This window comes from Nonomuraea typhae (assembly GCF_009760925.1).
Lineage (GTDB): Bacteria > Actinomycetota > Actinomycetes > Streptosporangiales > Streptosporangiaceae > Nonomuraea > Nonomuraea typhae.
The window spans coordinates 342,747-368,855 of record NZ_VRLV01000011.1 but is presented as its reverse complement, the minus strand read 5'-3'; the positions used below and the strand labels follow the sequence as shown (position 1 = coordinate 368,855).

General features: G+C 69.5%; 27 protein-coding genes and 1 riboswitch. Of the genes, 21 read left to right on the top strand and 6 right to left on the bottom strand.

The window, feature by feature from the left end:
• The first annotated feature begins 57 nt into the window (after positions 1 to 57).
• A complete protein-coding gene (locus tag FVE25_RS36400; protein ID WP_157251953.1) occupies positions 58 to 1,182 on the top strand; it encodes a C40 family peptidase in 1,125 nt (374 codons plus the stop codon).
• A 227-nt stretch (positions 1,183 to 1,409) separates the two neighbouring features.
• On the opposite strand, the gene FVE25_RS36395 is transcribed toward FVE25_RS36400, so the two are convergent.
• The gene (locus FVE25_RS36395; protein WP_157251951.1) at positions 1,410 to 1,901 is read right to left on the bottom strand and encodes an inorganic diphosphatase; all 492 of its coding nucleotides are present in this window, start codon (positions 1,899 to 1,901) and stop codon (positions 1,410 to 1,412) included.
• An 85-nt stretch (positions 1,902 to 1,986) separates the two neighbouring features.
• Here FVE25_RS36395 and dacB point away from each other — a divergent pair, with 85 nt between their 5' ends.
• The 14 genes from dacB (at position 1,987) to FVE25_RS36325 (ending at position 14,375) form a co-directional block, all read left to right on the top strand.
• Positions 1,987 to 3,390, top strand: a complete 1,404-nt coding sequence (gene dacB / locus FVE25_RS36390) for a D-alanyl-D-alanine carboxypeptidase/D-alanyl-D-alanine endopeptidase (RefSeq protein ID WP_157251950.1) — start codon at positions 1,987 to 1,989, stop codon at positions 3,388 to 3,390.
• A 34-nt stretch (positions 3,391 to 3,424) separates the two neighbouring features.
• On the top strand, positions 3,425 to 4,501 hold the full coding sequence (locus FVE25_RS36385) for a zinc-dependent metalloprotease (protein ID WP_181019828.1): 1,077 nt from the start codon (positions 3,425 to 3,427) through the stop codon (positions 4,499 to 4,501).
• Between the two features lie 261 nt (positions 4,502 to 4,762).
• Entirely contained in the window at positions 4,763 to 5,668 is a 906-nt protein-coding gene (locus tag FVE25_RS36380; protein WP_157251948.1) for a DNA-processing protein DprA, read from the top strand.
• Positions 5,668 to 6,459: a hypothetical protein gene (locus tag FVE25_RS36375; RefSeq protein WP_157251947.1), complete on the top strand. Its 792-nt coding sequence runs from the start codon at positions 5,668 to 5,670 to the stop codon at positions 6,457 to 6,459. Before FVE25_RS36380 ends, FVE25_RS36375 begins: the two co-directional genes overlap by 1 nt.
• A 230-nt stretch (positions 6,460 to 6,689) precedes the next feature.
• Entirely contained in the window at positions 6,690 to 7,118 is a 429-nt protein-coding gene (locus FVE25_RS36370; RefSeq protein ID WP_343046173.1) for a hypothetical protein, read from the top strand.
• A 36-nt stretch (positions 7,119 to 7,154) separates the two neighbouring features.
• Positions 7,155 to 8,141: a tRNA lysidine(34) synthetase TilS gene (gene tilS / locus FVE25_RS36365; RefSeq protein WP_157251943.1), complete on the top strand. Its 987-nt coding sequence runs from the start codon at positions 7,155 to 7,157 to the stop codon at positions 8,139 to 8,141.
• Positions 8,142 to 8,151: 10 nt separating this feature from the next.
• The gene (gene hpt / locus FVE25_RS36360) at positions 8,152 to 8,703 is read left to right on the top strand and encodes a hypoxanthine phosphoribosyltransferase (RefSeq protein WP_181019827.1); all 552 of its coding nucleotides are present in this window, start codon (positions 8,152 to 8,154) and stop codon (positions 8,701 to 8,703) included.
• 246 nt (positions 8,704 to 8,949) lie between these two features.
• The gene (gene ftsH, locus FVE25_RS36355; protein WP_157251940.1) at positions 8,950 to 10,944 is read left to right on the top strand and encodes an ATP-dependent zinc metalloprotease FtsH; all 1,995 of its coding nucleotides are present in this window, start codon (positions 8,950 to 8,952) and stop codon (positions 10,942 to 10,944) included.
• Entirely contained in the window at positions 10,941 to 11,510 is a 570-nt protein-coding gene (gene folE / locus FVE25_RS36350; RefSeq protein ID WP_157251938.1) for a GTP cyclohydrolase I FolE, read from the top strand. Before ftsH ends, folE begins: the two co-directional genes overlap by 4 nt.
• Before the next feature lie 266 nt (positions 11,511 to 11,776).
• Positions 11,777 to 12,622 carry a dihydropteroate synthase gene (gene folP / locus FVE25_RS36345; protein ID WP_484549356.1) on the top strand — a complete coding sequence of 282 codons (846 nt, stop codon included), beginning with the start codon at positions 11,777 to 11,779 and terminating at the stop codon, positions 12,620 to 12,622.
• Positions 12,619 to 13,062: a nuclear transport factor 2 family protein gene (locus FVE25_RS36340; RefSeq protein ID WP_157251936.1), complete on the top strand. Its 444-nt coding sequence runs from the start codon at positions 12,619 to 12,621 to the stop codon at positions 13,060 to 13,062. Before folP ends, FVE25_RS36340 begins: the two co-directional genes overlap by 4 nt.
• On the top strand, positions 13,052 to 13,417 hold the full coding sequence (folB, locus tag FVE25_RS36335; protein WP_157251934.1) for a dihydroneopterin aldolase: 366 nt from the start codon (positions 13,052 to 13,054) through the stop codon (positions 13,415 to 13,417). The genes FVE25_RS36340 and folB overlap by 11 nt, the downstream gene beginning before the upstream one ends.
• Positions 13,414 to 13,917 carry a 2-amino-4-hydroxy-6-hydroxymethyldihydropteridine diphosphokinase gene (gene folK / locus FVE25_RS36330; RefSeq protein ID WP_157251932.1) on the top strand — a complete coding sequence of 168 codons (504 nt, stop codon included), beginning with the start codon at positions 13,414 to 13,416 and terminating at the stop codon, positions 13,915 to 13,917. Before folB ends, folK begins: the two co-directional genes overlap by 4 nt.
• Complete coding sequence (locus tag FVE25_RS36325) at positions 13,914 to 14,375, top strand: DUF3180 domain-containing protein (RefSeq protein ID WP_157251930.1); 462 nt, start codon at positions 13,914 to 13,916, stop codon at positions 14,373 to 14,375. The genes folK and FVE25_RS36325 overlap by 4 nt, the downstream gene beginning before the upstream one ends.
• 4 nt (positions 14,376 to 14,379) lie before the next feature.
• On the opposite strand, the gene FVE25_RS36320 is transcribed toward FVE25_RS36325, so the two are convergent.
• Both FVE25_RS36320 and FVE25_RS36315 read right to left on the bottom strand, forming a co-directional pair.
• Positions 14,380 to 15,471 carry an acyltransferase family protein gene (locus tag FVE25_RS36320; protein ID WP_157251928.1) on the bottom strand — a complete coding sequence of 364 codons (1,092 nt, stop codon included), beginning with the start codon at positions 15,469 to 15,471 and terminating at the stop codon, positions 14,380 to 14,382.
• Positions 15,468 to 16,613: an NADH-quinone oxidoreductase subunit D gene (locus tag FVE25_RS36315; protein WP_157251926.1), complete on the bottom strand. Its 1,146-nt coding sequence runs from the start codon at positions 16,611 to 16,613 to the stop codon at positions 15,468 to 15,470. The genes FVE25_RS36320 and FVE25_RS36315 overlap by 4 nt, the downstream gene beginning before the upstream one ends.
• Before the next feature lie 294 nt (positions 16,614 to 16,907).
• On the opposite strand from FVE25_RS36315, the gene FVE25_RS36310 reads away from it, so the two are divergent.
• Positions 16,908 to 17,582 (top strand): DoxX family protein, encoded by a 675-nt coding sequence (locus tag FVE25_RS36310; protein ID WP_157251924.1) that lies wholly within the window; start codon positions 16,908 to 16,910, stop codon positions 17,580 to 17,582.
• On the opposite strand, the gene FVE25_RS36305 is transcribed toward FVE25_RS36310, so the two are convergent.
• The gene (locus FVE25_RS36305) at positions 17,583 to 18,965 is read right to left on the bottom strand and encodes an aminotransferase class V-fold PLP-dependent enzyme (RefSeq protein ID WP_157251922.1); all 1,383 of its coding nucleotides are present in this window, start codon (positions 18,963 to 18,965) and stop codon (positions 17,583 to 17,585) included.
• 24 nt (positions 18,966 to 18,989) lie between these two features.
• A riboswitch (SAM riboswitch) is annotated at positions 18,990 to 19,105 on the bottom strand.
• 196 nt (positions 19,106 to 19,301) lie between these two features.
• Here FVE25_RS36305 and FVE25_RS36300 point away from each other — a divergent pair.
• Both FVE25_RS36300 and FVE25_RS36295 read left to right on the top strand, forming a co-directional pair.
• Complete coding sequence (locus tag FVE25_RS36300) at positions 19,302 to 20,051, top strand: TerC family protein (protein WP_157251920.1); 750 nt, start codon at positions 19,302 to 19,304, stop codon at positions 20,049 to 20,051.
• 9 nt (positions 20,052 to 20,060) lie between these two features.
• A complete protein-coding gene (locus FVE25_RS36295; RefSeq protein WP_157251918.1) occupies positions 20,061 to 21,248 on the top strand; it encodes a cytochrome P450 in 1,188 nt (395 codons plus the stop codon).
• Positions 21,249 to 21,266: 18 nt separating this feature from the next.
• On the opposite strand, the gene FVE25_RS36290 is transcribed toward FVE25_RS36295, so the two are convergent.
• Both FVE25_RS36290 and FVE25_RS36285 read right to left on the bottom strand, forming a co-directional pair.
• Positions 21,267 to 22,556 carry an FAD-binding oxidoreductase gene (locus FVE25_RS36290; RefSeq protein ID WP_157251916.1) on the bottom strand — a complete coding sequence of 430 codons (1,290 nt, stop codon included), beginning with the start codon at positions 22,554 to 22,556 and terminating at the stop codon, positions 21,267 to 21,269.
• 42 nt (positions 22,557 to 22,598) lie between these two features.
• Positions 22,599 to 23,564, bottom strand: coding sequence for an SAM-dependent methyltransferase (locus FVE25_RS36285; protein WP_157251914.1), 966 nt, complete (start codon positions 23,562 to 23,564; stop codon positions 22,599 to 22,601).
• Positions 23,565 to 23,690: 126 nt separating this feature from the next.
• Between FVE25_RS36285 and FVE25_RS36280 the strand changes: the two genes are divergently transcribed.
• The 3 genes from FVE25_RS36280 (at position 23,691) to panC (ending at position 25,997) form a co-directional block, all read left to right on the top strand.
• Positions 23,691 to 23,903 (top strand): chaplin family protein, encoded by a 213-nt coding sequence (locus tag FVE25_RS36280; protein WP_157251912.1) that lies wholly within the window; start codon positions 23,691 to 23,693, stop codon positions 23,901 to 23,903.
• Between the two features lie 333 nt (positions 23,904 to 24,236).
• The gene (locus FVE25_RS36275) at positions 24,237 to 25,127 is read left to right on the top strand and encodes a Rossmann-like and DUF2520 domain-containing protein (RefSeq protein ID WP_157251910.1); all 891 of its coding nucleotides are present in this window, start codon (positions 24,237 to 24,239) and stop codon (positions 25,125 to 25,127) included.
• 45 nt (positions 25,128 to 25,172) lie between these two features.
• Positions 25,173 to 25,997, top strand: coding sequence for a pantoate--beta-alanine ligase (gene panC / locus FVE25_RS36270; protein WP_157251908.1), 825 nt, complete (start codon positions 25,173 to 25,175; stop codon positions 25,995 to 25,997).
• Positions 25,998 to 26,109 lie beyond the last annotated feature (112 nt).

The following is a 26,109-nucleotide window of genomic DNA, read 5'->3' as shown; positions in this document are numbered from 1 at the left end:
GCAGCGAGTAGCGACTGGGAACTGTGTGCATAGAGTGACCATGAGCGAGGGGGATCTATGCACTCCGTCAGAGCTGGACTCGTGGTCGCCTGCCTGATCGCCACCCTGTGCCCGCCTGCCCACGCCGAGCCGCGACCATCCGCGGACGACGTGGCCGAGGCTCGCGACGCCGTACGGGACAAGAACAAGGCGCTCGGGGCGGCGACCGCCAAGCTGGCGGCCGCCCAAGGCAGGCTCGACGAACTGGCCGCGACCGCCGAACGGCTGATCGAGGCGTACAACGGGGAACTGGTGAAGCTCACCGCGGCCAAGGCCGCCGCAGTCGACGCCCGCGCCCGGCTGCTCAGCGCCGAGGCGCACTTCGAGCAGGCCAGATCGGCCGTGGCGGCCATCGCCGCCGAAGCCTACGGCGGCTTCACCATCAGCGGGCCGATGCTCACCCTCATGACCGACAACAGCGAGGGGTTCCTGCACCGAGCCTCGGTGCTCGAGCAGATGGGCGGCGAGCGCACCATCATCCTCGACCGGATGCGGGCCGCGCAGAAGGTGGCCGAGATCCTGCGCGCCCAGGCCGACGACGCCTTCACCGTCCAGCAGGCCGCCATGGAGAACGCCGCCAAGGCCAAGGCCGCCGCCGAGACCGCCGTCGCCGAGCAGACACGGCAGACCAAGGCGCTGCGGGTCCGGGAGAGCAAGCTTCAGGACCAGGTCGACGCGGCGCGCAGCCTGGCCGACCGGCTGGCCAGGGAACGCGCCGCGGCCGTCGAACGGGCCGGCTTCAGCGCGGGGGCCAGGCCGTACGTCGGAACGGGGTCGACCAACGGCGACCTCGCCGCCAACTGGGTGCTGACACAGCTGGGCAAACCCTACGTGTGGGCGGCCGACGGGCCGGACAGTTACGACTGCTCGGGGCTGACCATGCGGGCGTGGGAGCGGGCCGGGGTCCGCATCGACCACTGGACCGGCACCCAATGGACCTCGGGGCCCCACGTCCCGCTGAACCAGCTACGCCGCGGCGACCTGCTGTTCTTCGGCCGGATCACCAGCAATCCCGGTGACATTCACCACGTCGGCATGTACATCGGCCGGGGCCTCATGGTGCACGCCCCCCAGACGGGGGACGTGGTCAGGATCGCCTCCATGTGGCGCCGCGACCTGGTCGGCGCCACCCGCCCCACCTGACACTCACCCTTTGCTATGGGGCACCCACCGATTCGGCTACCGGCCGCCTGCTTTGGGCATCCACCGATTCGGCTACCAAACCCCCCACCCCTCTTTAGCAACCACCGATTCGGCCACCAAAACGCCCCACCCCTCTTTAGGCAACCACCGATTCGGCCACCAAAACGCCCCACCCCTCTTTAGGCAACCACCGATCCTGCTACCGAAAAGGGTGGGTGTTCTGGGGGTCAGTGGTGGCCCTGGTCCTTGAGGCGCTGGAAGGAGCGCGTGATCTCGGCCTCCGCCTCCACGCGGCCGACCCAGTTGGCGCCCTCGACCGACTTGCCCGGCTCCAGGTCCTTGTAGACCTCGAAGAAGTGCTGGATCTCCAGCCGGTCGAACTCGGGGACGTGGTGGATGTCGCGGATGTGCTCCATCCGGGGGTCGGTCGCGGGGACGCAGAGGACCTTGTCGTCCCCGCCCTTCTCGTCGGTCATGCGGAACATCCCGACCGCCCGGCAGGTGATGTAGCAGCCGGGGAACGTCGGCTCCTGCAGCAGCACCAGCGCGTCGAGGGGGTCGCCGTCCTCACCGAGGGTGTTCTCGATGAAGCCGTAGTCTGCGGGGTACTGCGTGGAGGTGAACAGGAGCCGGTCGAGCCGGATCTTCCCGGTCTCGTGGTCCACCTCGTACTTGTTCCGTTGCCCCTTGGGAATCTCAACGACAACGTCGAACTCCACCGCGGTTCCTCCGCTCAGGCCCCCGGGCACCCCCGGCTGGGCGTTAATGTCTCGTAGGTGAACTAGCGAGAGAGGGTCAGGCGACGTGGCACGGCGTGAGCGGTGGGTGGTGGTGACCACTCTCGCCCTGCTCCAGGCCATGACGATCATCACCGGCGTCTACGCGGTGCAGACCGAATTCAGCCTGGCGGCCCTGACGAGGCAGGCCCCGCACCCAGCCGAGCGGCCGACCGCGTCTCCTTCCGTCCCGGTGATCACCGCAGGACCTGTGCTGGCCTCGGGTGGAGACGGACCTCTCCCGACTAAGGGTACTTTGGCGGAACTACTCACCGATGCGCTGGGTGACAAAGCGCTCGGCGGCAGCGTCGGCGCGGTCGTCCTCGACGCCCGGTCCGGCCAGCGCATCTTCGCCGCGAACGCCGACGCCGGCATCGTCCCCGCCTCCACGACCAAGGTCGTCACCACCGTGGCCGCCCTGGCCTCGCTCGGCCCCGACGCCCGCCTGTCCACGAGGGTCGTGCAGGGCAAGACGCCGGGATCGGTCATCCTCGTGGGCGGCGGCGACCCCACACTGGCGGGCCCTTCGGCCAAGCCGACGACCTACCCCAAACCCGCCTCCCTGGCCACGCTGGCCGGCCGTACCGCAGAAGCCCTGAAGGCGAAGGGCGTCAAAAAGGTCACCCTCGGCTACGACACCTCCCTGTACACCGGCTCACCCGTCGCCCCCGGCTGGAAGCCCAGCTACATCCCCGACGGCAACGTCGCGCCCATCCACGCGCTGACCATCGACGAGGCCAAGCAGAACCCGGCGCGCTCTCAGCCCCGCGTCTCCAACCCGCCGCAGGTCGCCGCCGCCGCGTTCGCCAAACTGCTCGGCAAGTACGGCATAGCCGTCTCGAAGTCCATCGCCCCGGCCAAGGCCCCCCAGGGCGCCGCCGAACTCGGCAAAGTCGACTCCCCGCCCGTCTACGCCCTGGTCGAGCACGCGCTGACCTTCAGCGACAACGACCTGTCCGAGGCGCTGGCCAGGCAGGTCGCCGTCAAGGAAGGCCGGCCCGCCTCCTTCGAGGGCGGGTCCCAGGCGGTGCTCGCCGTACTCAAACGCCTGGGCGTCACCCGCGGCATCCAGATCTCCGACGGCAGCGGGCTGTCCACCAGGAACCGCATCAGCGCCGACGCCCTCGCCCGCCTCGTCGCGCTGGCCGGCTCCCCGCAGCACCCGGAACTCCACGCCGTGGCCTCGGGCATGCCCGTGGCCGGATTCTCCGGCACCCTCGGCAACGGCCGCCGCTTCACCACCTCCGACAGCAAGGGCCAGGTCGGCCTGGTCCGCGCCAAAACCGGCACCCTCAACAACGTCAACACCCTGGCCGGCTTCGCCACCACGAAGGACGGCCGCCTGGTCACCTTCGCCTTCATGGCCGACAAGGTGCCGGCCTCGGCCGAGCCGGTGCTCGACCGGCTGGCCGCGATAGTCGCACGCTCCTAGCGCACATGTCCGCCCGACCACGTACGGTGGAGGCATGCAGGTGATCGACTGGGATCTGGCCGTATCGACCGGCACGCGCCTCGTGCGCCCCGGTCCGCAGGTAAGCCGTGAGGAGGCCAGACAGGCGGTCACGGAACTCCGCACGCTCTCCCGTGAAGCCGAGGGCCACGTGCGCGAGTTCACCAAGATCCACACGGAGGCCCCGCCGCAGCCGGCGACCATCGTCGACCGTCCCGGCTGGATCCGGGCCAACGTCGAGGGCTTCCGCGTCGTCCTCGAACCGCTGACCGAGCGGATGGGCAACAACGACAACCCGCCTCCGGCCATCGTGACCGCGGTCGGCTCCCGCATCACCGGCGTCGAAGTGGGCGCCGTCCTGGCGTTCCTGGCCTCCAGGGTGCTGGGCCAGTACGAGCTGTTCCTCCCGCCCGACCCCACCGGCCAGGAGCCCACGGGCCGCCTGACCCTGGTCGCGCCGAACATCGTCAACGCCGAGCGCGAGATGAACGTGCACCCGCGCGATTTCCGCCTCTGGGTCTGCCTGCACGAGGAGACGCACCGGGTCCAGTTCACCGGGGTGCCGTGGCTGCGGGAGTACGTGCGCTCGCAGATGACCGAGTTCCTCCTGGCCTCCGACCTCGACCTGCCCACGATCCTGGAACGGCTGCGCAGCGCCGCCGACACCGTGGCCGACGTGGTCCGCGGCGGCGAGGGCAACCTGATCGACGTCATCCAGTCCCCGGCCCAGAAGGAGATCCTCGACCGCCTGACGGCCGTGATGACCCTGGTCGAGGGCCACGGGGACTACGTGATGGACGCGGTGGGGCCCTCGGTGGTCCCGTCGGTGGCCGACATCCGCGCCAAGTTCGCCGCCCGCCGCGAGAGCACCTCCAAGTTCGACCGGACTGTCCGCAAGTTGCTGGGCATCGAGCTGAAGATGAAGCAGTACGCCGAGGGGTCCGCGTTCGTCCGGCACGTGGTCGGCAAGGTGGGCATGGACAACTTCAACAAGGTCTGGACCTCCCCGGAAACCCTGCCCACGATCGCGGAGATAGCCGACCCGGACACCTGGATCAACCGCGTCGTCGGCCAGCCCGCCCTGGAGTCCTAAACCCAGCAACGGCAAGGAGCTTCCAGGCAAACGCCGCCACAAAGGCCACAAAAGCAAGGTGCTTCGCGCCGCCTCCCAGCCGGGCCAAGGGCCCGGCCCCTGGAGGTCTCGCTTCGCGAGGCTGCCTTCTTTATCCGCTCGCGCCCGGGTGAAACCGACTCCACCGACGCGGCACAGCGAAGCATTGCATTACACACAATTGGTACAAACGTTCGACATTGGCTAGTGACGGCGTAGCGGGCAAGACAGTAGTGTGACCTCATGATGCGCTGGGATGCGACCGAGCGGGCCGCTGTAGTAGCCCTGCTCCGGCGCACGCCCACCGAGAAGGACGAGCGTGCCCTCGTTCAGCGAATCACCGAGACCGGGTCCGCCTCGGTGGTGCTTCGGGAGCGGCTTGACCCTGTCGACTTGTTCTCCGACCCCCTGGAAGAAGCGCTGGCGCAAGCACAGGCCGAGATCGCCGCATGGGAGGACCAGGGAATCCAGGTTCTCGCCATGGGGGATCGAAACTACCCTCATCGGCTGAGGGACGTCTTCGACAGACCCGCCGTGCTCTTCGCTCGTGGTGAGGTGGTCGCCGGCGACTCGGGGATCGCGGTCGTCGGTTCACGCTCCGTCTCACCTCGCGGGTGCTCGGATGCCGCTGAGCTGGCCGCCCGCCTCGTGGAGCGTCATCTCACGGTCGTTTCCGGTCTGGCCCAGGGTGTGGACACCGTGGCGCACACGTCGGCTCTCGATGCGGGAGGGCGGACGGTAGCGGTCATCGGCACGGGGATCCAGAGAACCTACCCCGCAGCCAATCGTGAGCTCCAAGCGCTGATCGCGGAGCGCGGGGCGGTGGTCTCCCAGTTCTGGCCCGATCGAACGCCCGACAAAACCACCTTCCCCCTGCGTAACGGGACAATGTCGGGATATGCGTTGGCGACGATCATCGTTGAGGCCAACGAGCGAAGCGGCACACGAATACAGGCCCGGAAAGCCGTTGAGCACGGTCGGCCGGTGATCCTGATGCGATCGGTCGTCGAGCGTACTCAGTGGGGCAGAGAGTACGCGGGAAAGCCCGACGTGCACGTGGCCGGGGACGTCGAAGCGGCCATGACGATCGTCGACGATGTGCTCGAGCGTCCGAAGCAGATTGAGCGTTTGCTGTCCGGCATTGGCTGATGGTCGTGCCGGAGCCGATACCAGGGTTCGAAGCAACGGTCCGCGACCGGCTGGCAGCTATCATGCTGAACCCCTGGAGGGTTCCGTCTGTGACCTGTGCGACCTGCACGCACCCGATCGGTGCACAGTATGAATGGTGTTACCAGTGCAACAGGGATCAGCGAGAGTTCGGTACGGCCATCGCACGGTTGGTCGTCCCACTGACCTATTCGGTGGTGGGCGCCCAGTCCGACAGTGACATGTATCGCTACAAGGATGCGATGGGCGAGCATCTGCGGGCTCAGAATCCTTCGTTTCAGCGTGTGCTGCTGCTCGCCTTAGGCTTTTCCGTAACACACGCACCTTGCCTGGATCGCGTCTCGACTTCCCCGGTCTCTTGCCTGGCGACTGTTCCATCGCTCAGCGGGCGTGCGGGCGCGCATCCGCTCAACCGCATCTCGTCGGTTCTGCCCGAGCATTGGCGCAGGGTAGAAGTCGCCGCTGCTCCAGGGGTTCCTGAATCTGAGCGCCGCAAGATCCGCGCCCGTCACTTTTCGCTGCCATCTCCCAGGGATGTCGCGGGTCGGCACGTGGTCGTGTTCGATGACACGTGGGTGAAAGGGGGGCACGCCCAATCCGTGGCCGCCGCTCTTCGCCAGGCAGGGGCGGCTGAGGTCACCGTGGTAGTGATCGCTCGCCGTATCGACCCCCGGAACCAACTCCCCTTCGTGGAGGACGTCGCGCGGCGCGTGCTGACTCCACGGGAGTACACACTCGCGACATGCCCCGTCACCGGCGATCGCTGCTCGTAGGCCGCGTTGCTTGATGGCCTGTGGCGCCTCCGTCGAAGGCCGGCTGGGGGCGGTCGTGTTGCTCAGGCATACGAGGGATGATCGTGCTGAAGCCAAGCAGCAGTGCTCGCCCATGACGGAGATCGCTACGGCCAAAGCCGCTCCTTCGACGAGCGGGTCGGCACCGGTGTTGTAGGAGGATCATGACCCGAATCGCCGTGTCCGGGCATCGGGGTCTGCCGCCTCGGACTGTGACGCTCATTGACGAGGCCATACGCGAGACGCTCAGAGCCCATGCGCCCCCTCTCGTCGGGCTCTCGTGCCTGGCCGACGGCGCGGACCAGATCTTCGCTCAAGCGGTCTTGGATCTCGGCGGCGCCCTGGAAGCGGTGATCCCTGCGCAGCGGTATCGCGATGCCCTGCCCGGCGATTCCCGTGCGAGATACGACGAACTCCTCGGCCGGGCAGCCGTGGTCCACCGACTGGACTACATCGAGTCCACGTCCGAGTCCCACATGGTCGCGAGCGCCCGCATGCTCGACGGCGCCGACGGCCTTCTCGCCGTCTGGGACGGCCTTGCCGCCCGTGGATACGCCGGCACCGCCGACGTGGTGGCAGAGGCCGGGCGGCGCGGCGTACCTGTCCACGTGGTGTGGCCCATCGGGTCGCGGCGTGACTGAGGTCCTCATCCGGGCCGGTCCGGGAGAATGGCGGGCATGGGTCCACATCCCGCGGTCGCCGACGTACGGCGGGCGGTTCGAGAGGCGCTTGGTGACCTGGCCGGAGGCGACCTGGTTCTGGCGGCCTGCAGTGGGGGCGCCGACTCCCTGGCGTTGGCCGCCGCTCTGGGGTTCGTGGCGCCGCGGATGGGGTTGCGGGGTGGGCTGGTGACCGTGGATCACCAGTTGCAGGAGGGGTCGGCGGAGCGGGCGCGCCAGGTGGCGGGGATGGCGCTGGGGCTGGAGCCGGCCGAGGTGCTGACCGTTGAGGTCGGCAGGCGGGGTGGGCCGGAGGCGGCGGCCAGGGAGGCGCGGTACCAGGCGCTCGGGCGGGCGGCCGGCAGGCTGGGGGCGGCCGTGGTGCTGCTTGGGCACACCAGGGACGATCAGGCCGAGACGGTGCTGCTCGGGCTGGCGCGGGGCAGTGGGCTGCGGTCGTTGTCGGGGATGGCGGCGGTGCAGGGGATTTACCGGCGGCCGTTTCTGGGGCTGGGGCGGGAGACCACGGTGGCCGCGTGTGAACGCATGGGGCTGACGCCTTGGGACGATCCGCACAACGAGGATCACCGGTTTTCCCGGGTGCGGGTGCGGAGGGCGGTGTTGCCGGTGCTGGAGAGGGAGCTGGGGCCGGGGGTGGCGCAGGCGCTGGCTCGGACGGCCGGATTGGCGCGGGAGGACGCGGACGCGCTTCAGGCGTGGGCGGAGAAGGCGTTCCTGGATTGCGCTCTTAGCGATATTCCGGGTCGCGTCACGCTGGCCGTACCGCCTCTTGAGGAGCTGCCGGGAGCGGTGCGCAGGCGTGTGATCAAGAAGGCGGCGCTCGAAGCTGGAGCCCCGGCTTCGGCGTTGTCGGCCGCGCACGTGCTGGCCGTGGAGCGGCTGATCACCGCCTGGCACGGGCAGAAGGGCGTTGACCTGCCCGGGGGTCTGATCGCCATACGGCGATATGGCAGGCTGATACTCGCCATCAGCCCCATCCCGTAAGGAACCCCAGGTGGACGCAGCCGACATGGGCAATGACCTCGAGAAGGTCCTCATTCCCGAGGACGAGCTCCAGGCCAAGATCAAAGAGCTCGCCGGCCGGATCGACGACGACTACGCGGGCAAGGAACTGCTGCTCGTGGGCGTGCTCAAGGGCGCGGTCATGGTGATGGCGGACCTGGCCAGGGCCCTGCACACGCCGATGCAGATGGACTGGATGGCGGTTTCGTCGTACGGCGCGGGCACCAAGTCCTCCGGTGTGGTCCGGGTGCTGAAGGACCTGGACAACGACATCATGGGCCGCCACGTGCTGATCGTCGAGGACATCATCGACTCCGGGCTCACCCTGCACTGGCTGCTGGAGAACCTGAAGTCGCGCAACCCCGCCTCGCTGGAGATCTGCACCGCGCTGCGGAAGCCGGATGCCGTCAAGGTGCCGATCGATGTGCGGTATGTCGGGTTCGATATCCCCAACGAATTCGTGATCGGCTACGGGCTGGACTATTCGGAGAAGTACCGCAACCTCCCGTTCATCGGGACGTTGGCGCCGCACGTCTACAAGTAGCGAATCCGACATTGTCGGCAGGGGCCGGGAACATCGCTCTACCTGACGTACGTTGGTAGGGCAAGGCCGGTCTAGCGGGCGATGCCACCGCGCGCTGTCCGGTGTACCTTCTGACGACGGGAGGGTGACCGCGTGTCCCCTTCGGGTAGTCAGTAGTCGCGGCGTCGGATGCCGCGGCCCCGGGCTCTGCCCGGGGTTCCAGGCCATGGTCAGGAAGGGACGGGCCCGCAAGGGGTTCCGCATCGGATGGATCTCAAGCGATTTACACGTGGGCCACTGCTGTGGATCCTGGGCATCGTCGTGCTGCTCCTGCTCGTCACTCAGCTCTGGAGCGGCGGGGGCAACTTCAAGCAGGCCGACACGTCCACGGTCCTCGAGCAGATCCGCACCGGCAACGTCAGCAACGCCAAGATTGTTGACAAGGAAAACCGGATCGAGCTGACCCTCCACAACAAGATCACTGTGAAGCCGGGCGACCCGGCGACGAACATGATCCAGACGGACTGGGTCACCGGCTACGGCCCGACCCTCACCGAAGAGCTGCAGAAGCAGGTGACCGCCGGCAAGACCAAGAGCTTCAACACCGAGGTGCCGCAGGAGAACTTCCTCGTCGGCCTCCTGGTGAGCTTCTTGCCGATCGTCATCATCGTCCTGATCTTCCTGTTCATCATGAACCAGATGCAGGGCGGCGGCTCGCGGGTGATGAGCTTCGGCAAGTCCAAGGCGAAGCTGATCACCAAGGACACCCCCAAGACCACCTTCGCCGACGTCGCGGGCGCCGACGAGGCCATCGAGGAACTCCAGGAGATCAAGGAGTTCCTGCAGGCCCCGGCCAAGTTCCAGGCGATCGGCGCCAAGATCCCCAAGGGCGTGCTCCTGTACGGCCCGCCCGGCACCGGCAAGACCCTGCTCGCCCGCGCGGTCGCCGGTGAGGCCGGGGTGCCGTTCTATTCGATCTCCGGCTCCGACTTCGTCGAGATGTTCGTCGGCGTCGGCGCCTCCCGCGTGCGCGACCTGTTCGAGCAGGCGAAGGCGAACGCCCCGGCGATCATCTTCATCGACGAGATCGACGCCGTCGGCCGGCACCGCGGCGCCGGTCTGGGCGGCGGTCACGACGAGCGCGAGCAGACGCTCAACCAGCTGCTCGTCGAGATGGACGGCTTCGACGTCAAGGGCGGCGTGATCCTCATCGCCGCGACGAACCGGCCCGACATCCTCGACCCGGCGCTGCTGCGCCCGGGCCGCTTCGACCGCCAGGTCACGGTGGACCGCCCCGACCTGGAGGGCCGCAAGGGCATCCTCAAGGTCCACGGCCGCGGCAAGCCGTTCGCGCCGGAGGTCGATCTGGACGTCATCGCCCGCCGTACCCCCGGCTTCACCGGTGCGGACCTGGCGAACGTGATCAACGAGGCGGCGCTGCTCACGGCCCGCGCCGACCAGAAGCTGATCACCATGGACACCCTCGAGGAGTCCATCGACCGCGTCATGGCAGGGCCCGAGCGCAAGACGCGGGTCATGTCCGACAAGGAGAAGAAGATGATCGCCTACCACGAGGGCGGTCACGCGCTCGTGGCGCACGCGCTGCCCAACAGCGACCCCGTGCACAAGATCACGATCCTCTCCCGCGGCCGCGCGCTCGGCTACACGATGACGCTGCCGATGGAGGACAAGTTCCTCGCCACGCGCTCGGAGATGATGGACCAGCTCGCGATGCTGCTCGGCGGCCGCGCGGCGGAGGAGCTCGTCTTCCACGAGCCCACCACCGGCGCCTCCAACGACATCGAGAAGGCCACCGCCGTCGCCCGCCGCATGGTCACCGAGTACGGCATGAGCGAGCAGCTCGGCGCCCGTAAGTTCGGCTCCGGCCAGGCTGAGGTGTTCCTCGGCCGCGAGATGGGCCACGAGCGCGACTACTCCGAGAAGATCGCCTCGACGATCGACGAGGAAGTCCGCCGGATGATCGAGACGGCGCACGACCAGGCGTGGGACATCCTGGTCGAGTACCGCGACGTCCTCGACAACCTGGTGCTGGAGCTGATGGAGAAGGAGACCCTCTCCCGAGAGATGGTGCTCCAGATCTTCGCCCCGGTGGTCGTCAAGGAGCACCGCCCGTCCTACGCCGGGTACGGCAAGCGGCTGCCCTCCGACCGCCCGCCCATCCTGACCCCGAAGGAGCAGTCGGCCAACGGCTCGCTCACCGCGGGCCACCAGGACGCCCTGCCGTCCGGGGACAGTGCGTGAACATCGATCAAGCACGGATCGAGAAGGCCGTCCGGGAGATCCTCATCGCCATCGGTGAGGACCCCGACCGCGACGGCCTTCTCGACACCCCGGCCCGCGTGGCCAGGGCGTACGCCGAGCAGTTCTCCGGCCTGCACCAGGAGCCGGAGGACGTGCTCACCAAGGTCTTCGACGTAGACCACGACGAGATGGTGCTCGTGCGCGACATCGAGGTGTACTCCACCTGCGAACACCACCTCGTGCCCTTCCACGGGGTGGCGCACGTCGGCTACATCCCCAACGACAAGGGCCAGGTGACGGGTCTGTCCAAGCTCGCTCGCCTGGTGGACGTGTACGCCCGCCGCCCGCAGGTCCAGGAGCGCATGACCTCGCAGATCGCCGACGCCCTGATGCGGGTGCTGGAGCCACGCGGCGTCATCGTGGTGATCGAGGCGGAACACCTGTGCATGACGATGCGCGGGGTGCGCAAGCCGGGCGCCAAGACCCTGACCTCCGCGGTCCGCGGCGACTTCCGCACCAGCGACAAAACCCGCGCCGAGGCGATGTCGCTGATTCTCTGCCGCTGACTTTCCAGCTTTTACGGCGGAGCCCGGATAACCCCACCCGCCGCCCGCCCTTTCCGGCCCTCCAGGGAAACGCTCCTCCGCCGCACCGCTGACCCGCCGTTACGTGCGCCTGCTTTACCGGGCACGCGAGCCCGCCTTGCCCGCCGTAAAACTCCGTGCCCGCCGTAGCGGTGCGTTTCCCCGGAGGCCGGAAAGGCGGGACGGCGGATGGCGTTACGCTGGCCCCGCCGTAAAAGATGGGCGCGCAGACGCCTAGGCTTGGGAGCATGATGAGGGTGCCGGGACTGCCTGCCGAGGATCGGTGCCTCGTCATGGGTGTCGTCAATGTCACGCCCGATTCCTTTTCCGATGGCGGGCAGTGGTTCGACGAGGGGACGGCGATCCGGCGCGGGCTGGAGCTCGTGGCCGAGGGGGCCGATCTCGTCGACGTGGGCGGGGAGTCCACGCGCCCGGGGGCGGCCAGGGTGTCGCTGGAGGAGGAGCTGGCCAGGGTGGTCCCGGTGATCCGGGCGCTGGCGGGTGAGGGTGTCGCGGTCAGCGTGGACACGATGCGGGCCGAGGTGGCGCGGGCGGCGGTGGAGGCCGGGGCGCGGCTGGTCAACGACGTGAGCGGCGGGATGGCGGATCCGGACATGCCGCAGGTCGTGGCGGCGACCGGGGTGCCGTACGTCGTCATGCACTGGCGGGGGCACTCGCACGACATGGATCGGCGGGCCCTCTACGAGGACGTGGTCACCGAGGTGAGCGAGGAGCTGGCCAAGCGGGTGGACTACGTGCTGGCCGAGGGAGTCCGGCCGGAGCAGGTGGTGCTCGATCCCGGGCTGGGGTTCGCGAAGAACGCCGAGCACAACTGGGCGGTGCTGGCCGGGATCGGACGGTTGGCCGAGCTCGGCTACCCGCTGCTGATCGGGGCTTCGCGCAAGCGCTTCCTCGGCAGGTTGCTGGCTGACGCCGAGGGGAGGCCGCGGCCGTTCAGCGGTTCTGACGACGCCACGCTCGCCGTGACGGCGCTGGCCGCTCATGCGGGGGCATGGTGTGTGCGGGTGCACGAGGTAGGGCCCAACGCGGACGCCGTGCGCGTGGCCGCCGCATGGAAGAGAGCCGGAGCATGAGCGTCGACACCGCGGCCATCGAGACGGTCAACCAGGCGTTCTACACCTCGATCGAGAACGCCGACCTCGACAAGATGACGGAGATCTGGGCCGAGGACACCCTCAGCGAGCAGGTGAGCTGCGTGCATCCGGGGTGGTCGCTGCTGAGCGGGCGCTCGGAGGTGCTGCGCTCCTGGGCGTTGATCATGGCGAACACCACCTACATCCAGTTCGTGCTCACCGACGTGAGCACGGTGGTGCTGGGTGATGTGGCGGTGCTGACCTGCGTGGAGAACATTCTCACGGCGGGCGAGGAGGGCGAGGCCAGCTTCGCCGCCGGGAAGGTCGTGGCCAGCAACGTCTACATCCGCACCCCGCAGGGCTGGCGGCTGTGGATGCACCACGGTTCGCCGGTGCTGCAGGGCGACGACGACGAGGAAGAAGGCGAGCTTGACCACTGACCGCATCACGCTGAAGGGCCTGCGCGCCCGGGGCCGGCACGGTGTGCTGGCCGCCGAGCGGGAGCTGGGCCAGGAGTTCGTGGTCGATGTGACGCTGTTCCTCGAGACCGTCCACGCGGCGGCGGGGGACGACCTCACCCGGACGGTGCACTACGGCGAGCTGGCCGAGGCGCTGGTGAAGGTCGTCGAGGGCGAGCCGGTTAACCTGATCGAGACGCTGGCCCAGCGGCTGGCGGACGTCTGCCTGGCCCACGGCCTGGTGGACCGGGTCGAGGTCAGCGTGCACAAGCCGGCGGCGCCGGTGCCGGTGCCCTTCGACGACGTGGTCGTGACGATCGAGCGGAGCCGTCTATGAAGGTGGTCCTCGCGCTGGGCAGCAATCTGGGGCGGCGCTTCGACACGTTGCAGGGGGCGGTGGACACGTTGTTCGACGCCCCGGGGCTGCAGTTCGTGGGGGCGTCCCCGGTGTACGAGACCGACCCGGTGGGCGGGCCCGCCGGGCAGAAGCCGTACCTGAACGCGGTCGTGGTCGCCGAGACCAAGCTGCAGCCGCGCATGCTGCTGGACCGGGCGCAGAGCGTCGAGAACGCCTTCGGCCGGGTCCGGGAGGAACGATGGGGGGCACGCACCCTCGACGTCGACCTGCTCGTGGTCGGGGACGTGGTCAGCGATGACCCGGAGCTGACCCTGCCGCACCCGCGGGCGCACGAGCGGGCCTTCGTCCTGGTGCCGTGGTCGCAGGTGGACCCCGACGGCGAGATCCCGGGCAGGGGCCGCGTGGCCGACCTGCTGGCCGGTCTCGACCGGGCCGGCGTCTGGCTGCGTGACGACCTGAAGCTGCAGGGGCCGGCTTGAAGCCCACCAAACCCGGTGTCCTGGTGGGCGTCCTCGTCGTGGTGGCGCTGCTCACCTGGATCCTGGTCCGCCAGTTCTACGCCACCCTGCCCACGGTCCCGTGGACCGCGATCCCCACGGTCCTGCTCCTGGCCGTCGGGGAGGCGTACAGCGGGTGGATGACCCGCGCCCGCATCGCCCGCAAGGAGGGCACCAAGCCGGTGGAACCGCTGGCCGTGGCCCGTCTGGCCGCCCTGGCCAAGGCTTCGTCGTACGCGGGCGCGTTGTTCGCGGGGGTGTTCGCGGGGTTCGCGCTGCACACGATGTCCATGCTGACGAAGGCGACGCCGCGGACGGAGTTCTTCATCGCCACGGGCTCGTTCCTGTCCTTCGTCGTGCTGATCGCCGCCGCCTTGTTCCTGGAACACGCCTGCCGCATCCCGAAGGACCCCGACAACCCCCCTCAGACCCCCAAGTAGCGGGTCACGTGGTGACGGGGGTTTCCTCCTTGGGTGTACGGCGGCGCCGGCCGAAGAGGTAGATGACCGGAAGCGTGCAGATCAGCGGCCCGAGGATGGCCAGGGGGCGCTCCAGCCACCAGATGAGGTCCGGTGGGATCTTGCCTCCGAGGGTGCCGAACAGCCACCAGGCCAGGCCGAGCGCGATGGCCATCCCGGTGGTGTGGAAGAGGAACAACGGCAGCGCGAACCGGTTGATCGTGTCGTTGACCCGGGCCCAGCCGGGCTTCTCCAGCACGCGTTCCATCGCGGGCCGCAGTACCTCGACCAGCCCGATCTGGAAGATCAGGAGGGCCACGATGACGAAGGTGGGCGGGGCCATGTTGGACCACTTGTCCCCGGGCACCCCGACCATGGACCCCGGGTAGATGCCGGAGTACACCAGGCCGATCAGCATGAACAGCCCCGTCCACAGGACGCCGACGTCGTAGCGCCGGGGCAGGGCGACCAGGCGGTCGTAGAAGAATCCGGCCTGATGGGCCAGGCCCCACACGATGATCATGTTGAGCCAGCCGATCCACTCCACGTCGTAGCGGAAGCGGAGGACGTCCACGACCAGGGCCGCGCCGCCCAGCCAGATGAGGGCGAGCACGTCGAAGCGCTGGTGCATCCACAGGGCGACGGGCAGCAGGGCGATCAGCACCAGGTACACGCCGAGGAACCACAGCGGGCTGAGCACCAGGAGCACGACCCGCCCCATCCAGGGCGCGTCGAAGACCGTGGCGACGACGACCCCGATGCCGATCCACACGGCCGACAGCCCGAGCGCGGGCAGGGCCAGGGCGCGGATGCGGCGCCAGACGAAGGCGCCGATGCCGACGCCCCGCTCGCAGGCGCGGTTCCAGGACATCAGGTGGACGTGCCCGCCCACGTAGAAGAACAACGGCAGCACCTGCAGCAGCCAGGTGAGGATCCAGAGACCGGAGGTGAAGCCGAGAGGGCTGGTGGGTGAGGGGCCGTCGGGCCCCCATTCGAGGATGGTGAACGCCCAATGCCATACCACGACCACGATCAGACTGACCGCCCGGAGCCAGTCGACGTACTTGTCACGCGTCACTTGTCGATGTCACCCACAACGAAGAACATGGACCCGAGAATCGCCACCATGTCGGCCACCAGGTGGCCGGGCAGCATCTCGCGAAGAACCTGGATGTTGCTGTAAGAGGCGGAGCGCAGCTTCATCCGCCATGGCGTCTTGTCGCCCTTGGAGACAAGGTAGTACCCGTTGATGCCGAGCGGGTTCTCGGTCCAGGCGTAGGCGTGGCCCTCGGGCACCTTCAGCACCTTGGGCAGGCGCTGGTTGATGGGGCCGGGCGGCAGGGAGCGCAGCTTGTCGACGCAGGCGTCGGCCAGGTCGAGGGCGACCTTCACCTGGTCCAGCAGGACTTCGAAGCGGGCGTAGCAGTCTCCGGCGGTCCGCGTGACGACCTTGACCGGCAGCTCGGGGTAGGCCAGGTACGGCTGGTCGCGGCGCAGGTCGAGGTCGACTCCGGAGGCTCGGGCTATGGGGCCGCTCACGCCGTACTGCATGATCGTCTCGCGGTCGAGCACGCCGACGCCCTTGGTGCGGGCCATGAAGATCTCGTTGTGCAGGATGAGGTCCTCGATGTCGGGCACCTTCTTGCGGGTCTCGGCCACGGTCTCGGCCACGCGGTCCAGCCAGCCGTACGGCAGTTCTTCCTTGAGCCCGCCGACCCGGTTGAACATGTAGTGCATGCGGCCGCCGGAGATCTCCTCCATGACGGCCTGGATGCGCTCGCGCTCGTTGAAGGCGTAGAAGAGCGGGGTGATCGCGCCGAGCTCGAGCGGGTACGAGCCGAGGAACATCAGGTGGTTGAGCACCCGGTTCAGCTCGGCCAGGAGCGTGCGCGCCCACACGGCGCGGGCCGGCACCTCCATGCCCAGCATGCGCTCGGCGGCTAGGACGACGCCGAGCTCGTTGGCGAAGCCGGACAGCCAGTCGTGCCGGTTGGCCAGCATGATGATCTGCCGGTAGTCGCGGACCTCGAACAGCTTCTCGGCGCCGCGGTGCATGTAGCCGATGATGGGCTCGGCGCTGGAGATGCGCTCGCCGTCGAGGGTGAGCCGCAGGCGGAGCACGCCGTGGGTGGAGGGGTGCTGGGGGCCGATGTTGAGGATCATGTCCTCGGTCGCCAGCTCTTTCGCCCCGGCGCCAATCCCCACAATGCGCTCAGTCATAACCTTCATGCTCCCACCGCACGTCCTCCTGATCCACCTCGCACGCCCGCCGCTCTCCGTTTCTCCCCCTTCCGCACGCCCGCCGCTCTCCGTTTCTCCCTTCCCGTACGGCAGGCCGCCCCCACGCCACCCGCCGCCGTGGGCGGGCGCCGATCGTGGGGGTCGCTTCTCACGTCGGACACATGACCCGCCGCAACGGCCCACCCTGCCCCACGGGGTGGTCAAGAGACGGTAGGGGAAAGATTCGCAGGTCAGAAGGGGTGCGACAATTGCCGCAACGGGGGGAGAACCACCATGAGGCTAGTCTTCGATCTAGCTGCCCTGATCGCGCGTGTGACGATCGGCGTGATCTTCGTGGCCCACGGGTGGCAGAAGTGGCAGGCAGGACCGGGCTCGATCGCGCAGATGTTCACCCAGTCCGGAGTGCCGTACCCGGAGCTCGCGGCCGGGTTCACGACCATCGCCGAGCTGGTCGGCGGCAGTTTCCTCATCCTGGGCATGCTGGTGCGCGTGGCCGCGCTGGCCCTGCTGGCGGTGTCGGCGGGGGCGATCATCTTCGTGCACGCCAAGAACGGCATCTTCGTCGCCGACATGGGCTGGGAGCTCGTGGGCGCGCTGGGTGCGTGCTGCCTGCTCCTGCTGGCCACCGGGGGTGGCCGGATCGGCGTGGACGGGATCGTCAACGCCTTCTTCCGGCGGCGCAGGACGGCTGAGCTGAGCCTGCCGGAGGCGCCCGTGGCGGCCCCGTCGTCGACGGTCTCGCCGAACGTCCGCACGGTGACCGACGTGCCGCGCCAGCCCGCACCGCCGCCACCGGCGGGCGGGAGCACGCCCCCGCAGCCGCCGCAGAACCCCGGCAACCCGGGCAACCCCGGGAACCCGAGGCTGAGCGACGACGACATGAAGGCGATCGACGCCCTGATGTCCGACGACCAGCCTCGCAAGAACCCGCCGGACAACCGGGCCTGACTAACGGCCGGCCAGCTCGCGCAGAGCGCCGATGAGCCGGTCGATGTGCTCGTCGGTGGTCCCGATGCCGATGGAGGCGCGCACCGCCGAGGCCGTGCCGTCCTCGCAGCCGCCGGCGTGCTTATGGTCGCGCCCGCTTCGCTCGTCGTTGGCTCGTTCCTCGCTCTCTCCCGAGCTCCTGCGCTCCGGCGTGCCGAGCAGGTGCCGGACGAACGGGTGCGCGCAGAACTTGCCGTCCCGCACCCCGATCCCGTAGTCGCCGGACAGCGCCTCGGCGACCTCGCGGGCGGTGTAGCCGTCCACGACGAAGGAGACGATCCCGACCCGCGGGTGGTCGGGGCCCCACAGTGACAGCTCGTGCACGCCGTCGATCGCGGCCAGCCCGTCGCGCAGCCGCGCGATCAGCCGCTCCTCCTCGACGACCAGCGGCGCCCACCCGGTCGCGCTGAGCGCGTCGCAGGCCGCGGCCAGGGCGATGGCGCCGATCACGTTCGGGGTGCCGGCCTCGTGCCGGGGCTCGGCGTCCTCGTGCCACTCGGCGCCGTCGTCGCCGACCGACTTCACCGCGCCGCCGCCCTTCAGGTACGGCTCGCCGGACGACAGCCAGTCACGGCGGCCGATCAGCACCCCGGCGCCGAAGGGGGCGTACAGCTTGTGCCCGGAGAAGACGACGTAGTCGAGGTCCAGGGCGGTGAGGTTGAGCTGGCGGTGGGGGACGAGCTGGGCGGCGTCGACGAGGATGCGGGCGCCGTGCCGGTGGGCGATGTGGGCCAGGGCGGCGATGGGCCACAGCTCGCCGGTGACGTTGGAGGCGGCGGTCACGACCAGCAGCTTGGGGCCGTCGATGGCGGCCAGGGCCTCGTCGGCCTGCCGTACGGCCTCGCCGGGGAAGGCGGGCGGCGCCAGCCGTACCGTCTTCTGCCAGGGGAGCAGGGAGGCGTGGTGCTCGCTGTCGAAGACGACGGTGGTCGTGCCCGCGGGCAGGACGCCGGCCAGGAGGTTGGTGGCGTCGGTGGTGTTGCGGGTGAAGACGACCGCGTCGTCGGAGCGGGCGCCGGCGAAGGCGCGGACGGTGTGGCGGGCCTGCTCGTAGCGGGCGGTGGTGAGCTGGGAGGCGTAGCCGGCGCCGCGGTGCACGCTGGAGTAGGCCGGGAGCGCGGCGGTGACGGCGGCGCTGACCGGCTCGAGACAGGGGGCGCTGGCGGCGTAGTCGAGGTTGGCGTACCCGACCAGCCTGCCGCCCTTGACCGGGACCTGCAGGTCGGCGCCGAGCACGGCGGGGACGGCCTGCGCCGGGTTCTGCTGGGGCTGCTCGGCCGGGGCCTGGGCGGGGACGGAGTTGAAGATGGTCAGCGTGGACACGGCGGAACCCTCCAGGGTCATCGGGACCCCTTGGTTCGCCCTCGGAGCCCGCGCTTGCCTGTCACCCTGCGTGACAGGCCTGGTCTTCACCCGGGGCACCCCGCCGCGGACGCGAGGGTTGCCGGCCAGCAAGCCGGGGCTTGACGCTGGCACTCATGACCTACAGCCAGCACTATAAGCGACACCTGGGCGGTTTTCGCAAGCCGGTATTCGGACGCCTCCGTGGTGCGCGGCTGTCTCGATGATCGATCCGCTGGTGGGGCGGGAGGTTTCACTACTAAGCGAGATCGTGAACTTCTGCGGGGGTTAGGTCGTTGGTACCCGGAGATAGTTCCCCCAACGTATGGAGGTGCCGAGATGTGGGATTGGGTAAGCAGCCCGGAAATATGGATCGGGTTCTTCACCCTGGTCGCCCTGGAGATCGTCCTGGGGATCGACAACATCATCTTCATCTCGATCCTCGCGGGGAAACTCCCCGAACACCAACGCGACAGAGCCCGGGTCCTGGGCCTGGCGGCCGCGCTCATCAGCCGCCTGCTGCTGTTGTTCGCGCTGTCGTGGGTGGTGAGGCTGACCGAACCGCTGTTCTCGATCTTCGGGCATCCGATATCGGGACGCGACCTGATCCTCATCCTCGGTGGCCTCTTCCTGCTGGCCAAGAGCGTCACCGAGATCGGCCACAGCATGGAGCTGAAGAGCGAGGACGGCAAGCAGCGCAAGGTCACCTCGTTCGCCTCGGTGATCGTCCAGATCATGATCCTGGACATCGTCTTCTCGCTCGACTCGGTCATCACCGCCGTGGGCATGGTGAACGAGCTCGGCGTGATGGTCGCGGCGGTGGTCGTGTCCGTGCTGGTCATGCTGTTCGCCTCGGGCCCGATCAGCCGGTTCGTGGACAAGCACCCGAGCATCAAGATGCTGGCGCTGGCCTTCCTGGTGCTGATCGGCGTGGTGCTCATCGCCGAGGGCTTCGGCCAGCACATCTCCAAGGGCTACATCTACTTCGCGATGGCCTTCTCGGTCATCGTGGAACTGCTCAACATCCGGATGCGCGGCAGGCATGCCAAGCAGGTCGCCAAGGAAAGCGAGAAGGACACCACCTCGTAGGATGAGTTGGTGCGCTTTGACCCCTGGAATCCGGATTTCGTCGCTCACCCGTACGACGTCTACGCCGAGCTGAGGCGCGAGGCCCCGGTCAGCTTCTTCGAGCCGACCGGCCAGTGGCTCGTCGCCCGGCACGCCGACGTCAACGCGCTGCTGCGCGACCGCCGGCTCGGCCGCTCCTACCTGCACGCCGCCACGCACGAGGAGTTCGGCCAGCCGGCGCCGCCGGACTTCCAGGAGCCGTTCTGGCGGGTGGTCAACGCGGGCATGCTCGACGTCGAGCCGCCCGTCCACACCCGCCTGCGGCGCCTGGTCTCCAAGGCGTTCACCCCGCGCATGGTCGAGTCGCTGCGCCCGCGCGTGGCGGCGATCGCGGCCGGCCTGGTGGACGCCTTCGTCGCCAAAGGCGGCGGCGACCTGCTGGCCGAGGTGGCCGAGCCGCTGCCGGTGACGGTGATCGCCGAGATGCTCGGCGTGCCCGAGTCCGACCGGCACCTGCTGCGCCCCTGGTCGGCGGAGATCTGCGGCATGTACGAGCTGAACCCCTCGAGCGAGGCCCAGCACACCGCGGTCCGCGCGGCGTCGGAGTTCGCCGCCTACCTGAAGGACCTGGCCCGCGAGCGCAGGCGAAACCCCGGCGAGGACCTCGTCAGCGCGCTGGCCCAGATCGAGGAGCTGACCGAGGACGAACTCGTCGGCACCTGCGTGCTGCTGCTCAACGCCGGCCACGAGGCCACCGTGAACGTCACGGGCAACGGCTGGTGGTCGTTGTTCCGCAACCCGGCCGAGCTGGAGCGCCTGCGCGCCGACCGCTCCCTGCTGCCCACGGCGATCGAGGAGCTGATGCGCTGGGACACGCCGCTGCAGATGTTCGAGCGCTGGGTGCTGGAGGACATCGAGGTGAACGGCGTGGCCATCCCGAAGGGCGTGGAGGTGGCGCTGCTGTTCGGCTCGGCCAACCGCGACCCCGAGGTCTTCGCCGACCCCGACCGTCTGGACGTGGGCCGGGCCGACAACCCGCACATCTCCTTCGGCGCCGGCATCCACTTCTGCCTCGGCGCGCCCCTGGCCAGGATCGAGCTCCTGGAGTCCTTCGGCGCCCTGCTGGACAAGGCGCCCGCGATGGAGCTGGTGCGCGAGCCGGTGTGGAACCCCGGCTACGTCATCCGCGGCCTGGAGTCGCTGGAGGTCACCGTCTGACCGGGATCGAGCTGGAGGTCACCGTTTAGCCGGGATCGACCGGTCGCCGCCGAACATGCCGTCCGGGTCGTAGCGCCTCTTGACCTCGGTCAGCCGCCGCAGGTGCTCGGGCGTGAAGGCCCGGGCCGCCTGTTCGGGATCGCCCATGAAGTTGAGCGGCACGAACCCCGTCGCGCTGCCCGCCAGCCCGGCCGAGAACCGCCGGCCGAAGCCCGTCACCGCCTCCATCGCCGTCTCGTCCGGCACCAGGCACACGGCGCCCACGGCGAAGCCGCCCTGCCAGTAGCCCAGCCCGGCATCGTCGGCGTGCGGCATCCCGGCCACGTGCCTGGCCAGAGTGAAGACGTACGGCTCGGCCCCGCGCGGCGCCACCTCCACCAGGTAGTCGATCACCGAGTCCGACAGCTCCGCCACCATCTCGCCCCTGATCGTGATGGGCAGCGGCTCGACGGGATCCTGGGTCACCACGTCGATCGCGGTGAACGGGATCGGCCCGGCGGTGTCCCCGACCAGCCCCGGCACCGCCCGCATCGGCGCGACCAGGGCCTCCGCGTCAGAGCCCGTGGCGCACAGGCACACCCGCGCGAACGACCGCCCGCGCATCGGCTCGGGCACGAAGGGCGCGTCGGGGCAGTGCAGGACACCGGCGGCCGAGGTGACCGAGACCGGCAGGTCCGCCGTCCAGTCGCGGTAGGCGGTCAGCACCTGCCTGGCCAGCTCGACCGGCCAGAGCAGGGCGCCGCCGTACACCCGGGGCTCGCGGACCAGCTTGATCCGCAGCTCGACGACGACGCCGAGGTTGGGGCCGCCGCCGCGCAGCGCCCACAGCAGATCCGGCTCACTGGCGTCGTCGACGCGGCGCAGGGTGCCGTCGGCGGTGACGATCTGGGCCGCGGTGATGGCGTCGCAGGCCAGGCCGTACTGACGGGACAGGAAGCCGAGTCCGCCGCCGAGGCTGTTGCCGACGGCGCCGACGCCGGTGCTGGAGCCGGTGAGCGGCGTCAGGCCGTGCGGGTCGGCGGCGGCGATGACGTCCCTCCACCTGACGCCGGCGCCGACCGTGGCGAGGCCCGCGACCGGGTCGATCTCGACGCCGGTCAGCTCCGAGGTGACGACGAGCAGATCGTCGCCGGTGGCCGGGCGCAGGGCGCCGTGGCCGGTGTTGTGCACGCGGACGCGCAGGCCGTGCGCGGCGGCGTGGCGGACCGCCTCCTGGACGTGCGCGGCCGACGTGGCCACGACGGTGCCGGCGGGGTGGTGGGTGACGGCGAGGTTCCAGGGGGTGGGAGCCACAGGGAGCAGATCCATGAGCGCGATCGTCTCATAACGGAGAGTGATCGGCCATGGCGGTCATCGGGTGCCCTGCTCGAGCCAGCCGAAGCCGCCCAGGCCGTGGGGAGCGATGAGCTCGGCCTCCTGGGTGCAGCGGGCCAGCGCCCTCAGGTAGCCGGCTGGATCGGTGCTCGCCAGGTCGATCGGCGGGCGGGCGCCGGTGATGCCGAGCGCACGCAGGGCGTCGCGCTGTGTGGACAACCTTGTGGATATCGCGCCCGCTTGTTCGCCTGCTGCCGCACAGGCGTCGAGTGCCACGTGTGCGGTGATGTCGCAGGTCCCGTCGGGTATGGGGGGAACGACCGAGCCGTCGCGGTATCCGGTGAGCGTGCCGCAGAGCGGGCGGTTATCCACAGGATGTGCATAATCGATGGCCACCGCCAGGCCGCGGGCCAGCCGTACCAGGACCGCGGTCCAGGCGGCGTCGCGGGCGCGGCCGATCTCCGCGCGGGCGCCCACGCGCGGCAGGGGCCACCAGCGTGCCAGCCACTGGGCGTCGGCGGGCTGCGGGGGCTCGCCGAGGCGCTCCTCGCCGGACCCGGTGTCGACCATGACCAGCCGGGGGCCGTCGGCGGTCTGCTCGGCCACGTCGAGCGGGATGTTGTCGAGCCACTCGTTGGCGACGGCCAGGCCGGTGATCTCGTCGGGGATCCGCGTCGCCCAGGTGATGTGCTCGGGCAGCCGGTCCGGCCTGGGCGAGAGGTCCACGGCGGTGACGTTGAGGCGTTCGCGCAGCTCGGGCGGGGCGGTGCTGAGCACGCGGCTGACCAGGGCGCCCTCGCCGGCGCCGATGTCCACGAGGTCGAGGTGGGCGGGATGGCCGAGATCGGCGTCCACCCGGCGCAGCAGGGTGAGGATCGCGCCGGCGAAGGCGTCGCCGGCGCTGACCGAGGTGCGGAAGTGGCCCGAAGGGCGTTCGCGAAGGTAAAAACCCCTGTCTCCGTAGAGGGCGTGTTCCATCGCGGCACGCCAGGTGAGCCACATGTCTCGGACTATCTCACGGCGACATGCCGACACACTTAGTGATTACACAACTACTCATTGTGCTCGCTTTGCGGTACCGTTACAGACGGTCACCACACGCCCCCATCGAGGGAGAGGAGCCCCCTCATGTTGAAGAAGACTCTTGCCGCCGCCGGTGTGCTCGCCATGCTGTCCATGGCCGCCCCCGCCCACGCCGACCTCAACACCAGTGGCAACAACAGCGTCCTCGGCGGCAACCAGGTGTTCGCGCCGATCGACATCCCGATCGTCATCTGCGGCAACGCGGTGGCCGTCATCGGCGTCGCGGTCGCAGGGTGCAAGGGCACGGCCCACACCTGATGAGAAGGCGAAGAGCCCGGACCGATTTATCGCTAAACCGGTCCGAGCTCTTTTCTGGCCGGCCAGTCGGCGGATGGCCGGCCAGTGGTGCACCTCCTAAGGGGGCAGCACATCGTCATTGCGGGCGTCGGGTCCACTGTGGGCTCGGCGCCCGCTGCCATGCGATGAAAATTCCCCTCTCCTCATCTCTCCCGACAGGGGGTGCGTAGGTTTGTATGCCCTTGTCCTTTTTGTCGTTAACGCAACGTGCGGTAAAGGGCCGGTCACCTGTGTCCGGCAGAGCTGCGGTTACGCTGGTCGGCAGTGCCAAACGGGTTGACAGGACGGGATGACATGGACGCAGGTGACCGCCCGGCGCGGCTGGCCGTCGGCGTGCTGGGGGCGGGCAGAGTGGGCTCCGCGCTCGGCGCCGCACTGGCCCAGGCCGGCCATCGCATCGTGGCCGCCAGCGGGGTCTCCGACCGGTCCCAGCGCCGGGCCGCCGAACGCCTCGGCGTGCAGACCTCGCCGCCGGAAGCCGTGGTGGCCGCCGCCGAACTGATCCTGGTCACGGTCCCCGACGACGCCCTGCCCGACCTGGTCGCCGGCCTGGCCGCCACCGGCGCCGACCTGCGCGGCAAACTCGTGGCGCACGCCAGTGGCGCCTTCGGGCTGTCCGTGCTCGACCCCGCGGCGCGGGCCGGGGCACTCCCGCTGGCGCTCCACCCCGTCATGACGTTCACCGGCCGTGACGACGACCTCAACCGGCTGACCGGCATCTCCTACGGCGTCACCTCGCCGGAACCCCTGCGCCCGATCGCCGAGGCGCTGGTCATCGAGATGGGCGGCGAGCCGGTCTGGATCGCCGACGCCGACCGGGCGCTCTACCACGCCGCGCTGGCCGGGGCGGCCAACCACATGGTGACGCTGATCGCCGAATCCGCCGAGCTCCTGGGCCGCATCGGCGTCGAACACCCGGGCCGCATGCTCGCCCCGCTGCTCAGCGCCGCCCTCGACAACGTCCTGCGGCTCGGCATGGCCGGGCTGACCGGGCCCGTGGTGCGCGGCGACGCCGGAACCGTGCGCAAACACGTGGACGCGCTCATCCTGGCCGCCCCCGAGGCCGCCGACGCCTACATCGCCCTGGCCCGCCTGACCGCCGACCGCGCGCTGGCCGCCGGACTGCTCAAACCGGAGGAGGCCGAGCGGTTGCTCGACGCGCTGGGAGGCAACATATGGACCTGACAGGGACCCGAAGGCGGCCCTGATCACGGCACAGGAGGCTGAGGCGTGGAGCTGATCGTCGCGCGCAATCGCGCAGACCTGGTCAAATCACGAGGAGAGGGCCGGGTGGCCCTGGTGCCCACCATGGGCGCCCTGCACGAAGGACACCGCGCGCTCATGCGCGAGGCCAAGGCGCTGGCATCCCGGGTGGTCGTCAGCATCTTCGTCAACCCCCTGCAGTTCGGGCCCGCGGAGGACTTCTCCCGCTACCCCCGCACACTCGAGGCCGACCTCGACGCCTGCCGCGAGGAGGGCGTCGCGGTCGTCTTCACCCCGTCGGCCGCCGAGATGTACCCGCCCGACCGCCAGGTGAGCGTCGCGTCCGGGCGCATGGGCGCGATCGTCGAGGGCGCGGTACGGCCCGGCCACTTCGACGGCGTGCTGACCGTGGTGCTCAAGCTGTTCAACCTGGTCCAGCCGGACGTCGCGGTCTTCGGCCAGAAGGACGCCCAGCAACTGGCGCTCATCCGGCGCATGGTGAGCGACCTCGACCTGCCCATCGAGATCGCCGGCGTGCCGACCGTGCGCGAGGACGACGGCCTGGCGCTGTCCAGCCGCAACCGCTACCTGTCACCCGCCGACCGCCGCACCGCCCTGGCCCTGTCCCGGGCGCTGTTCGCCGGCGCGCTCGAGTCCACCCCGTCCCGGATCAGGGCGGCGGCCCTGGCCGAACTCCAAGGGGCCGACCTGGCCCTCGACTACCTCGTCCTCGTGGACCCGGCGACCTTCACCGAGGTGGGCGAGTCCCACCAGGGCGAGGCCATCCTCGCGGTAGCGGCCAAGGTCGGCACCACGCGCCTCATCGACAACGCCGTCCTCCGCCTCTCCTGACCAATCAGGATTCCTGGGCGACACCCCGGCCCCGGTCAACCCCCAACGGCTGCCCGGGGTTCCGGGCACTCCACCTCACGTTGCCCGGCTAACCCGTCCCTGGCACCCGGTC

Excerpts from the sequence above, each read along its gene's own strand:
- FVE25_RS36400 (WP_157251953.1), top strand. The coding sequence starts at position 58 with ATGCACTCCGTCAGAGCTGGACTCGTGGTCGCCTGCCTGATCGCCACC.
- FVE25_RS36385 (WP_181019828.1), top strand. The coding sequence starts at position 3,425 with ATGCAGGTGATCGACTGGGATCTGGCCGTATCGACCGGCACGCGCCTC.
- FVE25_RS36380 (WP_157251948.1), top strand. The coding sequence starts at position 4,763 with ATGATGCGCTGGGATGCGACCGAGCGGGCCGCTGTAGTAGCCCTGCTC.
- FVE25_RS36375 (WP_157251947.1), top strand. The coding sequence starts at position 5,668 with ATGGTCGTGCCGGAGCCGATACCAGGGTTCGAAGCAACGGTCCGCGAC.
- tilS (WP_157251943.1), top strand. The coding sequence starts at position 7,155 with ATGGGTCCACATCCCGCGGTCGCCGACGTACGGCGGGCGGTTCGAGAG.
- ftsH (WP_157251940.1), top strand. The coding sequence starts at position 8,950 with ATGGATCTCAAGCGATTTACACGTGGGCCACTGCTGTGGATCCTGGGC.
- folP (WP_484549356.1), top strand. The coding sequence starts at position 11,777 with ATGATGAGGGTGCCGGGACTGCCTGCCGAGGATCGGTGCCTCGTCATG.
- FVE25_RS36340 (WP_157251936.1), top strand. The coding sequence starts at position 12,619 with ATGAGCGTCGACACCGCGGCCATCGAGACGGTCAACCAGGCGTTCTAC.
- folK (WP_157251932.1), top strand. The coding sequence starts at position 13,414 with ATGAAGGTGGTCCTCGCGCTGGGCAGCAATCTGGGGCGGCGCTTCGAC.
- FVE25_RS36315 (WP_157251926.1), bottom strand. The coding sequence starts at position 16,613 with ATGACTGAGCGCATTGTGGGGATTGGCGCCGGGGCGAAAGAGCTGGCG.
- FVE25_RS36310 (WP_157251924.1), top strand. The coding sequence starts at position 16,908 with ATGAGGCTAGTCTTCGATCTAGCTGCCCTGATCGCGCGTGTGACGATC.
- FVE25_RS36305 (WP_157251922.1), bottom strand. The coding sequence starts at position 18,965 with ATGACCCTGGAGGGTTCCGCCGTGTCCACGCTGACCATCTTCAACTCC.
- FVE25_RS36300 (WP_157251920.1), top strand. The coding sequence starts at position 19,302 with ATGTGGGATTGGGTAAGCAGCCCGGAAATATGGATCGGGTTCTTCACC.
- FVE25_RS36290 (WP_157251916.1), bottom strand. The coding sequence starts at position 22,556 with ATGGATCTGCTCCCTGTGGCTCCCACCCCCTGGAACCTCGCCGTCACC.
- FVE25_RS36285 (WP_157251914.1), bottom strand. The coding sequence starts at position 23,564 with ATGTGGCTCACCTGGCGTGCCGCGATGGAACACGCCCTCTACGGAGAC.
- FVE25_RS36280 (WP_157251912.1), top strand. The coding sequence starts at position 23,691 with ATGTTGAAGAAGACTCTTGCCGCCGCCGGTGTGCTCGCCATGCTGTCC.
- FVE25_RS36275 (WP_157251910.1), top strand. The coding sequence starts at position 24,237 with ATGGACGCAGGTGACCGCCCGGCGCGGCTGGCCGTCGGCGTGCTGGGG.